Source organism: Chryseobacterium sp. BLS98 (assembly GCF_001045445.1).
GTDB lineage: Bacteria > Bacteroidota > Bacteroidia > Flavobacteriales > Weeksellaceae > Chryseobacterium.
This window is the reverse complement of record NZ_LFNF01000001.1, coordinates 755907-769204: the sequence shown is the minus strand read 5'-3', so window position 1 is coordinate 769204 and position 13298 is coordinate 755907. Positions and strand designations below refer to the sequence as shown.

The following is a 13298-nucleotide window of genomic DNA, read 5'->3' as shown; positions in this document are numbered from 1 at the left end:
AGCTTTTTAAAAATGATAAAAAGTTTAGATGTGACTTCAATAACTTCCATCTTTAAGCTTCCATCTTCCTCATAAAAAAAGCACTTCATTTCGAAGTGCTTTTTGGTATCAATTTATATTAGTCTTAAAATTCTATATCAACCTGCAGCTTTTCAGCTAAAAGTTTTGAAATTTTTTCTTTAAGCGGTTTAATATCAATGTTCTGCATGGCATCATTGGCAAAAGCATATAAAAGTAATGCCTGAGCTTCTTTTTTAGAAATTCCTCTTGCTCTTAAATAGAATAGGGCATCTTCATTCAGCTGGCCTACGGTACATCCGTGGGAACATTTTACATCATCAGCAAAGATCTCCAGCTGGGGTTTGGTGTCAATAGTAGCGCCCTCACTCAGCAATACATTATTGTTCTGCTGGTATGCATTGGTTTTCTGGGCAATTTTGTCTACGAAAACTTTTCCGTTGAAAACACCGTGTGCATTTCCGTCAAAAATACCTTTATAGTTCTGGTAGCTTTCACAGTTCGGGAAATTGTGGTGAACTGCTGTATGGTGGTCCACAAGCTGATCTTTTCCAATGATCGTAATCCCGTTCATAAATGAATTGATATTGCTTCCGTTATGAATGAAATCCAGATTATTCCTTACCAGTTTTCCTCCGAAAGAGAAGGTGTTTACAGTGGTTAAGCTGTCTTTTTCCTGTCTTGCGAAAGTGCTGTCAATAAGATATGAAGTGTTGTTGTCATTCTGAAGCTTGTGCCAGTCTGCTTTGGCATTAGGATAGGTAAAGATTTCCGTCACAGAATTGGTAAGCACATAAGTACTGTCGAAATTATGGTGACTTTCGATAACTTCCACTTTAGCGCCTTCTTCTACAATCAGTAAATTTCTTGTGTTGTAGAAGGCGTTTTCTTCCTGATTCTGAGAAATATAGAAAATGTGGATTGGTTTTTCAATGACCACATTTTTCGGAACTTTCAAGAAGAAACCGTATTTGCAGTACGCAAGATTTAAGTTCGTGAAAGCTGTGTCTTTAGAAGCAATGGTATTGAAATATTTGTCAAATACCTCTTTATGTTTTTCATCATTCAAAGCATAGTTGAATGAAAGAAATTCTACATTCTCGATAGAAACTTTTGAAAGCTCTTTATGAAGCTTACCATTCACAAAAACAATCCAGTCAAAATTTTCTTCACCCAAATGCAGCTGATCCAGTTGTTCCTTGGTAATATTGTGACTTTCTTTAGGGAAAAAGTTATAGCTTTTTTCCGTAATCTCTTTTATGCCGGTATATTTATATTCTTCGTCTTTTTTGGTTGGAAAACCTATGTTTTCGAACTTTTGAAGAGCGGTTTTTCTTCGTTCATCCAGAAATCTGTGACGAAGACTCTCCAGAAATTCACCGTGATTGTCAATAATCTGATCGTATAAAGCCATTACTGATATTTCGGCCATCACACCTTATTTTATATATTTAAAAATACTAATTTACTGCGGGTTTTCCGCATTTTCAGAAGGATTGATAAAATTCCTGCTGAAAGGTTTTCTTCTTAGTTAAGAAGCCAGTCGTACCCTTTTTCTTCAAGCTCCAGGGCAAGGGATTTATCACCGGTTTTGATGATTTTCCCGTTGGCAAGAACGTGAACGAAGTCAGGCTGGATATAGTTAAGCAATCTCTGATAGTGGGTAATCAAAAGAACTGCGTTTCCTTCATTTTTAAAAGCATTTACACCATCTGCAACAATCCTTAAAGCATCAATGTCCAATCCGGAATCGGTTTCATCAAGAATAGCCAGCTTAGGATTAAGCATCATCATCTGGAATATTTCGTTTCTTTTCTTTTCACCTCCGGAGAAACCTTCGTTTAGTGATCTTGAAAGGAAATCCTTTTTTATACCTAACTGCTCAGATTTTTCCCGGATAAGGGCAAGCATTTCTTTGGCCGGCATATCTTCCAAACCGTTTGCTTTTCTTGTTTCATTTAAAGCAGCTTTAATGAAGTTGGTTACAGAAACACCCGGAATTTCCACAGGATACTGGAAAGAAAGAAAAATTCCTTTATGTGCTCTCTCTTCAGGAGCATCTTCAATGATATTTTCTCCTCCAAAAATAATTTCTCCGTCTGTAACTTCGTAATCTTCTTTTCCTGCAATTACAGAAGAAAGAGTAGATTTTCCAGCTCCGTTAGGACCCATGATGGCATGAACTTCCCCAGGTTTTATTTCAAGATTAATCCCTTTTAAAATTTCTGCGCCATCTTCAATTCTGGCGTGTAGGTTTTTTATTTCTAACATTTTTATTTGTTAAACAAATTATTTTTTTGAATTCTATATACTAAACTTTCAGGCTGACCGGGTACGTCATTAAGAGTCCCGATTTGCGTCATACCTGCCTTTTCCAAAACTTTAACAGAAGCTATATTATCCGGGCGGACAACTCCAAATATCTCTTCTTTGTCAAGATGATTAAATCCGAAATCCACAGCCTTTTTTGTGAATTCTGTTGCATATCCCTTTCCCCATGCTTCCACTGCAAAGCGATATCCAAGATTTAATTTTTCTTCCTCTCCATATTTTTTATAGCTCAGTCCTCCGAAACCCACAATGCTTTCATTTTCCTTCACTATAATGGTCCATGCTCCGAAGTGGTGCTGGTCCCAGTGTTCCTGCATTCTTTTGAATGTATTTTCAGCTTTTTCAAAGCTCATCGGGCCACCTGGGTTGTACAGATTAGTCTCAGGATCTTTATTAATTTCAAAAAATCTTTCGAAATCTTCTTTTTCGGTTTTTCTTAAAATCAATTTTTCAGTGACTTCCATACGCAATCTATACATTATCCTACAGATCCTTCCAGGGAAATCTCAAGTAATTTCTGAGCTTCAATGGCAAATTCCATAGGAAGTTTGTTCAATACTTCTTTGCTGAAGCCATTTACAATCAATGCAATAGCTCTTTCTGTATCAATTCCTCTCTGGTTACAGTAGAAGATCTGGTCTTCCCCGATTTTTGAAGTCGTAGCCTCATGTTCCAGTTGGGCAGTAGGATCTTTGATCTCAATATAAGGAAAAGTGTGTGCACCGCATTCATTACCCATTAGCAGGGAATCACACTGAGAAAAGTTTCTTGCTCCCTTTGCAGAAGGCATTACTTTTACCAGTCCTCTGTATGAATTCTGAGATTTACCTGCAGAAATACCTTTTGAAATGATCGTGGATTTGGTATTTTTTCCAATATGGATCATTTTGGTTCCGGTATCTGCATATTGGTGATTATTAGTCACGGCAATAGAGTAGAACTCACCGATAGAATTGTCTCCTTTCAGGATACAGGAAGGATACTTCCACGTTACGGCAGAACCTGTTTCCACCTGTGTCCATGAGATTTTTGCATTTCTTTCGCAAAGTCCTCTTTTGGTTACAAAGTTGAATACTCCTCCTTTTCCTTCTTCATTCCCCGGATACCAGTTTTGAACGGTAGAGTATTTGATTTCTGCATCATCCATTGCGATCAGCTCCACAACAGCTGCGTGAAGTTGGTTTTCATCCCTTGAAGGAGCTGTACAGCCTTCAAGATAAGAAACATAACTTCCTTCATCAGCGATTACAAGGGTTCTTTCGAACTGGCCTGTTCCTGCCTGATTGATACGGAAATAAGTTGAAAGTTCCATCGGGCATCTTACGCCCTTTGGAATATAGCAGAAACTTCCGTCAGAGAAAACTGCGGAATTCAGTGCTGAATAAAAATTATCACCTCTTGGAACTACTTTTCCTAAGTATTTTCTTACTAAATCAGGATGATTTTTAATGGCTTCAGAAATGGAACAGAAAATAATTCCCTTTTCCATTAAGGTATCCTGAAATGTGGTCTTTACAGAAACTGAATCTATAACAATATCTACAGCAACGCCTGAAAGCCTTTTCTGCTCTTCGATATTGATTCCCAGTTTCTCAAAAGTTTTTAAAAGCTCAGGATCTACCTGGTCCAGGCTTTCTAATTCCGGTTTGGCTTTTGGGGCTGCATAATAACGGATAGCCTGAAAATCAGGTTTTTCGTATTTAATGTTGGCCCAGGTAGGTTCTGTCATTTTCAGCCAAATCCTGAAAGATTCCAAACGCCATTCCGTCATCCATTCGGGCTCCTCTTTTTTCGCAGAGATCGCACGGACGATATCTTCATTCAGGCCGGTTGGAAAATCTTCATAATCTATCTTCGTTTCCCACCCGAATTCGTATTTTTTATTTTCTAGATCGACTCTTAAATCGTCTTCAGTGTATTTACTCATAATTTATTAAGAGATTCAGAAATTAAGGAATTTAAAAATTACTTAGTATCTAAAGTGCTCTTTTCAAGATATTTTATAAAATGATAAATCTCTTTTGTTATTTCCATACACTCAGTATTAAGTGAATTGAAAATCTCATCATTGATTTTCTCTAAACTGTATAAAACAAACAGCATATTTCTGACTTCAGCGCAACTTCCTTTTGCAATCCAAAGAAATCTGATAAATTGTTTGTTACTTCCATATTCTGAGCCCTCAGCAATATTATTAGTTATTGATAAAGTAGCTCTTTTTAGCTGATCTTTGAGTGAAAATTCTTTTTGTAAATTTTCATTATCAAGGATTTTAAAAATTTTAACTGTAAATGCAATTGCCTTTTTATAAATCGGGAAATTTTCAAATGAGACAGTCATAATTTCTAAATTCCTTAATCTCTAAATCTTTTAATCAGTCTTAAAGACTGAAAGATTCCCCGCATCCGCATGTTCTGGATGCGTTAGGATTGTTAAAAACAAATCCTTTTCCGTTTAAGCCTCCTGAATACTCAAGAGTTGTTCCTGCTAAGTAGAGGATAGATTTTTTGTCAATAACAATTTTCACATTATTGTCTTCAAAAAGCTGATCAGTATCTGTTTTTTGGTTGTCGAACCTTAAAACATACTCTAAACCAGAGCATCCTCCGCTTTTTACCCCCACTCGTATATAATCTTCAGCAGGGTTGAAGCCTTCCTCTGTCATCAGCTGGATGGCTTTTGCCTTTGCTTGGTCTGATACTTTTATCATTGTATTTATTTAGAATGATTTAATGATGCAAAAATACGAACTAATTTCCGCAATCTCAAATTGATGGTGTCTATTTTCACGATTTTAAATGTCAGCGTGATTCCGGGTGTTAAAAATTAGCCAATATTATCTTTTTACAGATGGAAGATTATGTTTTAATTTAACTTTGAATCATATTCTTTATCCTAATGAAACAACCACAAGGAATAATAATGAAGAAAAAATTAGCTGCCTTTTTTTCGTTGCTTTTAGTAATCATCGTCAACGGGCAGACCGTAAGATATATTTATGATACCGCAGTGAATCCCGATTCCATCAATCTGGTAAGTCTTAAACATGAAAGAACGTTTCTGGATGTGAAAGGAGATAAGTCATTGTTTATCAGTGAAAACAAGCTGATAAAAGATTCTTTGTTCACAGCTTTCAGGGCGGAAGATAAAGAAGGTCACAAAAAGAAGGAGAAGGATTTTAAAAGTCTGAGCATAAAAAAAGACCTCGAACCTGCCTTTTTTGAAAATTATATTGTTAAAGACATTCCCGGGCAAAAAGTTTTCTTTTATGATAAAGTGGCCGGCAGGGAAATTTTCTATCAGGAAGACAGACCTTTGAAATGGGAAATTACAGATGTTAAAGAAAATCAGAACGGTTATCCTGCCCAGAAAGCTGTTACGAATTTTGGAGGAAGAGTCTGGACGGCCTGGTTCACGAAAGACATCAATGTTTCCGACGGACCATACAAGTTTTTCGGGCTTCCGGGACTGATTGTAAAGCTGGAAGATGAAAATGGAGACTATAAGTTTGACCTCGTTAAAAAAGTTAAAATTCAGAATGCTTTTGAAAAACCCAATGATTCTAATGCAAAGCAAAGTACAAGAGTGGCTTTCAATGGAGATAAAGCGGCATTGATGCTTGAAGCGGGTAAAAACAGAAGACTGCCGGATGGAAGTGCAAAAGATATGAATTTCGGAAGCGGGCACGGTGGAATGAGAGGCGGCGGAATGGGCAAAATGAGTGGCGAAAGAGGAATGCATCAGGGCATGAATAATAATGTTGGAGATTTTCCTATGCGTGATACGGTTCCCGGCAATAGTTCTTTAAGAAATAATGAAAGTCAAAATCCAATTGAATTAAAATAAAAATCCAAAAATGAAAAGATTAGGAATTCTTGCTTTAGCGTTGTTTATGCAGCATATTTCTGCACAAAGCAACCGTTTTGTATATCAGGTGACTATGAAACCGGATGCAGAAAACAAAAGCGATATTAAAACTGAAAATGCGTATTTAGATATTTCCGCTGAAAAATCTCTTTTTTATTCTGAAAACAGGTATAAAAGAGATTCTATTCTACAGAAAGCCTTCCAGAGCGGAGGAGGAAGGGGTTCTATCAGCAGAGATCAGATGGAAGGAGTGAGAACCAACATCAACTATTCCGTTGAAAAGGATAAAGCCAGCCAGAAAACACTTTTTAAAGACAGGATTGGCAGAGATCTTTATTCTTATGAAGAAGACCGTCCTTTGAACTGGAAAATGTCTTCTGAAACAACCAAAATAGGGGATTACAAAGTTCAGAAAGCAACGACGGATTTTGCCGGAAGAAAGTGGACAGCGTGGTTTACAACAGATTTGCCTTATCAGGACGGACCTTATAAGTTCGGAGGCCTTCCGGGACTCATTGTAAAGGTTGAAGATGATAAAGGTGACTATTCTTTTGATTTAATGAAGAATTATAAAATCCCTGAAATTGCAACCCTGAACCAGTTTGGAAATACTTTAAAGGTAAAAAGAGCAGATTATCTGAAACAGCAGGAAAAATTCAAAGCAGATCCTATGTCGTTTATGCAGAATAGCGGAGGCGGCGGAGGCGGTTTTCCGGCGGCACCCAGATCGAACAGAGGAGGAGGAAATCAGAATCCTGCTGATATGAGAAAGCGTATGGAAGAAAGAGTAAAAGAGGAAGCTAAGAAAAACAGCAACCCGATTGAACTGCAATAAAAAAGTAAACCCTGAAGAAGCTCTTCAGGGTTTTTATATTATTGAGAAAGACTTATTTCAAAAGCTGGTTGAAAGTATCTCCCTGCTTGATATCTCCCGTGTTGTAACCTTTCATGAACCATTCTTTACGCTGTGCAGATGAACCGTGAGTAAAGCTTTCCTGGTTTACATAGCCCTGGGATCTTTTTTGAATATTGTCATCACCTACAGCTTCAGCTGCTTCAATAGCTGACTCAATATCGCCTGGTTCTAAGATATGTTCTCTGTTGTCCGTCTGTTTTGCCCAAACTCCTGCATAGAAATCGGCCTGTAATTCTGTAGCCACTGAAACTCTGTTCAGATCTGCTTCGGAATATCTTCCGCTTCTTCTTAATGCATCTACTTTCTGGGTAGTTCCCAAAAGAGTCTGTACATGGTGGCCCATTTCGTGAGCCATTACGTAGGCTATAGAGAATTCTGTCACCTGTGCTCCAAATCGTTGTTGCAATTCTTTGAAAAAGCTCATATCCATATAAACCTTTTGATCTGCCGGACAATAGAAAGGTCCCATGGCAGCTTCAGCTGTTCCACATCCTGATTGTGTAGTGCTTTCAAACAGAACGACTACAGCCGGTTGATATTGCATACCGTTTTCAGCAAAAATTTTGGTCCAGGTCTGCTCATTTTCTGCGGTAACCATCTTTACAAACTCACGGATCTGAAGCTCATTGGAGCTTAATTCTCTCTGTTCGGTAGGTGAAGAACTACCGCCTCCGGAAGAAAGTAAAGATGAAGGATCTCCTCCCAAAAAGAATATAATTGCCGCGATGATCAGGGTTCCCAAACCACCACCTACAAGAGCGCCACCGCCTCCTCCTCCAGTTCCACGCCTGTCGTCTACGTTGTCGCTTCTATCGTCTGTCCATTTCATAAATAAATTTTTTTGCTTTGTAAATTTAAAATAATATCATAACTAAATGACTACTTTTGTGAAAAATTACGACTTACGTGAAAAAAATTAAACTTTCCCTTTTATTAATTGGAGTATTGGCTTTTACAGCCTGTGAGAAAGAAAAAGAAGACGCTGTGAATGGGGTGGATAAGACCGGTTCTATTGAAACGGAACTTTCGGTTGAGCACCTGGATACTGCAGATATTCTTATTACTAAACACAAAATCTGGAAAGATAAAAAGCTTTTTAAAGAAATTGTTAAAAAAGATACTATTCCGAGTTTAGGAGATACCCTTGTAGGAGGAGAAGACAATGACGGTAATAGCCATACCGTGAAAACAAAAAAAGACTATGAATTTTTTATAACGGTTCAATAATGAAAAAGTCAAGTTCTATAAAATTACTTTTTGTAACAGGAGTATTGGCAGCCTGTTCCCAGGAAAAACCCAAGGATCAAAACGAAAAGAAAGTGTATATGAGATCCGATACTACGGCTTCCTATACAAGAACTCATGGTTTTATGACAGGACTTCTGCTGTACCATGCATTCAGGCCGTATGGTGCTTACAGCTACGGATCTTATCAAAAGGCTGGTTATTACAGTGATGCGATAAGCGCCAAATCAAATATCGGAAGGAATAATTTCAAAGGAAACGTAGTAAGGGGGCAGCTGGGAAGAAGTGGTTTCAGCGCATCATCATAAATTATGGAAAGAATTCAATCTCAGTTCAGGAAAAACTGGCAGCATAAGCTTGAAAATCTTGGGTTTGGATATCATTCCCTTGACGGGCTTTACTGGGACGAAAGTCATTATTATCAGTTTAGCGCGGAGGAAATTAACAAGATAGAAACAGCAACGGCAGAGCTCTGGCAGATGTGTCTGGAAGCGGTAGATTATATTATTGCAAAAAACCTTTGGGATAAGTTCAGTATTCCTGAATGGTTCCGGAATTATATTATCACAAGCTGGGAAGAAGATCATCCTTCGATCTATGGGAGATTTGATCTTGGTTTTGACGGTCGGAATCTGAAACTGCTGGAATTTAATGCAGATACACCTACATCACTCTATGAAGGTTCAGTTATACAATGGTACTGGCTTCAGGAGCTGTTTCCTTATAAAGATCAGTTTAATTCTATTCATGAAAAAATGGTAGGTTACTGGAAGCATCTTAAAAATTATATGAATCCGCATCATATTTATTTTGCATCCCTTACCAATATTGAAGATGTTACCAATGTGGAATATATGCGTGACTGTGCTTCACAGGCAGGCTTTGATACGGAATTTATTCCTGTCCAGGATATTGGCTGGGCAGAGGATATTTCTGAATTTATAGCCAGTGACCGCTCCATTATGGAATATATTTTCAAGCTTTATCCCTATGAATGGATTCTTGCGGACGGTTTTGGAGAAAAGCTTGTAAAAAACGGGTTCAGGTCCCAATGGATCGAGCCGGCCTGGAAAATCCTTCTTTCTTCAAAAGCTATTCTGCCTGTTCTTTGGGAAATGTACCCCAACCATCCGTATTTGCTGGAGTCTTATTTTGAGCCCCGCCATCTGAAAGATTTTGCCAAAAAGCCTATTTATTCAAGAGAGGGAGCGAATGTGATCTTACACAAAAATAATCTGCCTGTTGAGGAAAATGATGGTGTATATGGCAAAGAAGGTTTTATTTATCAGCAATTATTCGATCTTCCCAATTTTGAAGGCAATTATCCTGTTGTTGGCAGCTGGGTGATAGGGCAGGAACCTGCCGGTATCGGGATCAGGGAAAGTGTTCACCTGATCACCAATAACGAAAGCCGTTTTGTGCCTCACCTTATCGGTTAAGCTTCTTTTCTTTAAGCCAGAATGACGTGGACTGATAAGCTGAAATAGCATCGTTAACGAGCTTCTGTTCAGGATTTTTGATCAGTTTTTCATCATAATGCAGTTTGAATTCAGGAGCAAGATTGCTGGGTTCCAGCTGTAGAGAATATTGTTTTACTTTTTTAACAGGTGAAATGATCGTTAAATGTCCGTCTTTTACCAAACCAAGGTCCTGGTAAGTTGCAATATATGCTTTAGGCTGAAATTCTTTTTTAAGGACATCCTGGCCAAGGAATTTAGATTGATAACTGAAATTCAGCAGTCCGAAAAGGGTAGGCATTATATCGATCTGGGACATCAGTTTATCAAACTTCTGAGGTTCAATAAAGCCTTCTGAGAAAATCATTGCAGGAATTCTGTATTTATCCATCGGAAGCTCCGTTTTTCCTGCGCTGGATGCACAGTGGTCCGCGATGATCACAAAGACTGTATTCTTGTACCAGTCCTGTTTTTTAGCCATTTCAAAGAACATTCTGAGGGAATAATCTGTGTATTTTACGCCTCCGTCACGCGATTTTGCTGTGCCGGGAATGTCAATTCTTCCGTCAGGATATGTAAAAGGCCTGTGGTTGGAAACCGTCATCCAGTGATTGAAGAATGGTTTTCCGGATTTAGCCTCAGCATTCATAACCTGGATCGCTTTTTTAGCCATATCTTCATCAGCAACACCCCAAACATTGGCAAAAGTGATTTCTTCGGGTTTAAAATTATTCCTGTCGACAATATCATAGCCGTTTCCAGCAAAAAAGTCCTGCATATTATCGAAATAGCTGTAACCTCCATACAGGAATTTCACATCATATCCTTTGGATCTGAATACGCTTCCTGTTGTGAATTTATTTTTGTTGTCGTCTCTTTTAATAACACTTTCACCGGCAGTAGGAGGAATGCAGAGTGTCAATGCTTCCAGTCCTCTTACGGTTCTGTTTCCGGTAGCATACAGGTTGGTGAACATCATTGAGCGGTCCGCAAGGCTATCCAGGAAAGGGGTAATCTTTAAAGTGCCACCGTAATGTTCCATAAAATCTGCAGATAAGCTTTCTATAGAGATCAGAACTACATTTTTTTTAAGCTCCGGCTGCTCTGAAACCACATTTCTTGGTAATGAAGGCTCGGAATATTGGCTCAAAAAGTTCTTTTCAGCCTCTTTATGTGCAATTTGAGGGTAGAACTGAAAATAATCCAGCTCGTTGTGGGTGAAAGCCCAATAGAATTTGGGAAGCCCGTTGCTTTCGATCTCATCAGCAAAAACATTGTCTGAACGGATCTGCATTAAGGAAGATACTCCCAGAATACTCAGACTGACCATAACCATAAAAGTTCCTAGCAATACCATTTTTTGCTTAAAATTGGGCAGTTCCAGCAGCTCGTCTTTTGTTTTTTTATAGATGAACCATGTGATGGCTAACGTAACAATAAGAATGGCAGAAAACAGGGGAACAACCGGATAGCTTTCCATGATGTTTCCTATGACCTCGTTCGTATATATCAAATAATCTACTGCAATGAAGTTGTAGCGTACCCCGAATTCATTGTAAAAGAAATATTCGCTTACAGCATTAAAGATGATCAGAAGAACATAGAGCAACAATGTGATGAAATACAGTACATTCCGGATCTTGATTCTCCTGGAAGGAAGGAAAAGCATCAGTCCGAAGAAAATGGTTTTTATTCCTACAAAAGCCAAAGCTATTTCTGAAACAGATCCTCCGTACTGATTGAAAATATTATTCGGGATGAGTAAAATGTAAAGAAAAAACAGGATTAAAGCTCCAAAAATTATATATCCGTAAGGCTTGTTATACTTTGAATTAGATAGAAAAAGAAAGTAAACGGCCAATAATGTACTGGCTATAGTAAAAGTAAATATATCATTCAGTAAACCAATCGACAGGACTTTTATCACTTCAAAAAATCCAAAACTGGCTGTTGTAATAGGGTGGAAAAAAAATACAATCCGTATAATTAACGAAATAACAAGATAAAAAATCCCTAAATACAAGAATGGTTTTATTTTACTTGGAAACATGTACTTTATGTATTGATTAATTTCCACAAAGATAGTTTTTGTATATAACTTTTGGTGATAAAAAGTGAAAACATACTATTTCTTATCATTTTTTAAATTATTAATGAAGAATTAACCCGATTAAGTGTATCAATAAAAAAGGACTATTAAAAAATAGTCCCATATACTGTTAAAATGCAAAGATTATTGTCCAAAGCCAATATTGCCTTTTTTGTCAGAAAGTTTCCTTTTGAAATCAACCATTCTTAAAGCTGTTACGGCTGCCTCAACACCTTTATTACCCAGATCTCCGCCACTTCTTGCGATAGACTGTTCCTTGTTATCGTCGGTTAATACACAGAAGATAGTAGGGGTATCTGTAAGAACATTGCAATCTTTGATTCCCTGTGCTACTCCGGCACTTACAAAGTCAAAATGAGGAGTTTCACCGCGGATGATACATCCGATGGCAATTACAGCATCATATTTTCTTTCTTTGCACAGCTGCATGCTGGCATAAGTAAGTTCAAAAGCCCCCGGAACCGGGAAAAGTTTAATGTTTTCTGGCTTTACCCCTTCTTTTTCAAGAATTTCCAAAGCTGCATCACGAAGATTGTAAGTTACAAAATCATTCCACTCAGAAAAAACAATGCCGATAGAAAAATCTTCGGCATTGGTTATATGAAGTGGCTTGTAATCGGAAAGATTAACTGTTGCCATTATTTAAAAATATTTAGTCATTTCAATATAAGAATCAGACATTCCGTTATCGTAGTCCTGATACTTCTCGTCAATTGCAGAGAAATATTTCTTGGCCTCTGCGTTTTTCTTTAATCCTAATGCTAAGATACCCGCTTTTCTTGTGAAATAGTAAGTGGTATAAGGATCGTTAGAAGCAGTTGAAGCTTTGTCTAATAAGGATAAAGCTTCATCATTTTGGTTAAGACCTGATTTCGCATCTGCCATAGCACCGTATTTCAATGCCATTAATGTTTTGTTATCAGATGAAAATTTGTCCAAAAGATCGTAAGCTTCCTGGAATTTTCCAGCTTTGAATTTTAATAAACCTGCATTGTAAGCAGAAAGTTCACCAACCTTTGTGTTTGAATATTCGTTATATGTTCCTACAAAACCTGGATTAGCTGCAGAATTTCCTCCCAAAGCTTCTTTATCTTTCCCTTCGGTCTGGTTTTTTTGAGCAGCAAGGAAACTTTTTACAGCTTCAACATTCTGAGGAGCTACTACAAATTGTTTGTAAGCAAAGAATCCTAAAACACCTAAAATCAGTACCCCGAATACAATACCCAATTGCTTTGAATATTTTTCAAGGAATCTTTCTGTGTTTAATGCCTCTCTGTCAAGGTCTTTAAAGAACTCAACCGTTTCTTTACCTTCTTGCTCGTTCTGAGCATTCTTTCCCAATTTTGCCATAAAT

Annotated in this window: 15 protein-coding genes; 5 read left to right on the top strand and 10 right to left on the bottom strand. The window is 37.7% G+C overall.

The features are described 5' to 3' along the window. Window positions 1-124: 124 nt before the first annotated feature. The 6 genes from sufD to ACM40_RS03430 form a co-directional block, all read right to left on the bottom strand. The gene (gene sufD / locus ACM40_RS03455) at window positions 125-1432 is read right to left on the bottom strand and encodes a Fe-S cluster assembly protein SufD (protein ID WP_185097183.1); all 1308 of its coding nucleotides are present in this window, start codon (window positions 1430-1432) and stop codon (window positions 125-127) included. Between the two features lie 113 nt (window positions 1433-1545). After that, complete coding sequence (sufC, locus tag ACM40_RS03450; RefSeq protein ID WP_048501407.1) at window positions 1546-2289, bottom strand: Fe-S cluster assembly ATPase SufC; 744 nt, start codon at window positions 2287-2289, stop codon at window positions 1546-1548. 2 nt (window positions 2290-2291) lie between these two features. Next, window positions 2292-2813 (bottom strand): GNAT family N-acetyltransferase, encoded by a 522-nt coding sequence (locus ACM40_RS03445; RefSeq protein WP_048501406.1) that lies wholly within the window; start codon window positions 2811-2813, stop codon window positions 2292-2294. A gap of 14 nt (window positions 2814-2827) precedes the next feature. After that, entirely contained in the window at window positions 2828-4276 is a 1449-nt protein-coding gene (gene sufB, locus ACM40_RS03440) for a Fe-S cluster assembly protein SufB (protein WP_048501405.1), read from the bottom strand. 38 nt (window positions 4277-4314) lie between these two features. Beyond that, complete coding sequence (locus tag ACM40_RS03435) at window positions 4315-4689, bottom strand: four helix bundle protein (protein ID WP_048501404.1); 375 nt, start codon at window positions 4687-4689, stop codon at window positions 4315-4317. A gap of 40 nt (window positions 4690-4729) precedes the next feature. Beyond that, on the bottom strand, window positions 4730-5059 hold the full coding sequence (locus ACM40_RS03430) for a HesB/IscA family protein (RefSeq protein WP_048501403.1): 330 nt from the start codon (window positions 5057-5059) through the stop codon (window positions 4730-4732). 212 nt (window positions 5060-5271) lie between these two features. On the opposite strand from ACM40_RS03430, the gene ACM40_RS03425 reads away from it, so the two are divergent. After that, the gene (locus ACM40_RS03425; RefSeq protein WP_048501402.1) at window positions 5272-6195 is read left to right on the top strand and encodes a GLPGLI family protein; all 924 of its coding nucleotides are present in this window, start codon (window positions 5272-5274) and stop codon (window positions 6193-6195) included. Between the two features lie 10 nt (window positions 6196-6205). Then, window positions 6206-7051, top strand: coding sequence for a GLPGLI family protein (locus tag ACM40_RS03420; protein ID WP_048501401.1), 846 nt, complete (start codon window positions 6206-6208; stop codon window positions 7049-7051). Between the two features lie 52 nt (window positions 7052-7103). On the opposite strand, the gene ACM40_RS03415 is transcribed toward ACM40_RS03420, so the two are convergent. Next, a complete protein-coding gene (locus ACM40_RS03415) occupies window positions 7104-7961 on the bottom strand; it encodes a neutral zinc metallopeptidase (protein WP_048501400.1) in 858 nt (285 codons plus the stop codon). 77 nt (window positions 7962-8038) lie between these two features. On the opposite strand from ACM40_RS03415, the gene ACM40_RS03410 reads away from it, so the two are divergent. Genes ACM40_RS03410 through ACM40_RS03400 form a run of 3 tightly spaced genes read left to right on the top strand, consistent with a single transcriptional unit; the run spans window position 8039 to window position 9816 of the window. Then, the gene (locus tag ACM40_RS03410) at window positions 8039-8359 is read left to right on the top strand and encodes a hypothetical protein (RefSeq protein ID WP_048501399.1); all 321 of its coding nucleotides are present in this window, start codon (window positions 8039-8041) and stop codon (window positions 8357-8359) included. Further along, complete coding sequence (locus ACM40_RS03405) at window positions 8359-8685, top strand: hypothetical protein (protein ID WP_048501398.1); 327 nt, start codon at window positions 8359-8361, stop codon at window positions 8683-8685. Before ACM40_RS03410 ends, ACM40_RS03405 begins: the two co-directional genes overlap by 1 nt. A gap of 3 nt (window positions 8686-8688) precedes the next feature. After that, on the top strand, window positions 8689-9816 hold the full coding sequence (locus tag ACM40_RS03400; RefSeq protein WP_048501397.1) for a glutathionylspermidine synthase family protein: 1128 nt from the start codon (window positions 8689-8691) through the stop codon (window positions 9814-9816). On the opposite strand, the gene ACM40_RS03395 is transcribed toward ACM40_RS03400, so the two are convergent. The 3 genes from ACM40_RS03395 to ACM40_RS03385 all read right to left on the bottom strand — a co-directional run bounded on the left by ACM40_RS03395 (window position 9806) and on the right by ACM40_RS03385 (window position 13294). Next, window positions 9806-11884, bottom strand: a complete 2079-nt coding sequence (locus tag ACM40_RS03395; protein ID WP_048501396.1) for an LTA synthase family protein — start codon at window positions 11882-11884, stop codon at window positions 9806-9808. The genes ACM40_RS03400 and ACM40_RS03395 overlap by 11 nt on opposite strands. Before the next feature lie 183 nt (window positions 11885-12067). Beyond that, a complete protein-coding gene (gene ribH / locus ACM40_RS03390; protein WP_048501395.1) occupies window positions 12068-12583 on the bottom strand; it encodes a 6,7-dimethyl-8-ribityllumazine synthase in 516 nt (171 codons plus the stop codon). A 3-nt stretch (window positions 12584-12586) separates the two neighbouring features. Continuing rightward, window positions 12587-13294: a hypothetical protein gene (locus ACM40_RS03385; protein ID WP_048501394.1), complete on the bottom strand. Its 708-nt coding sequence runs from the start codon at window positions 13292-13294 to the stop codon at window positions 12587-12589. Between the last annotated feature and the right edge of the window lie 4 nt (window positions 13295-13298).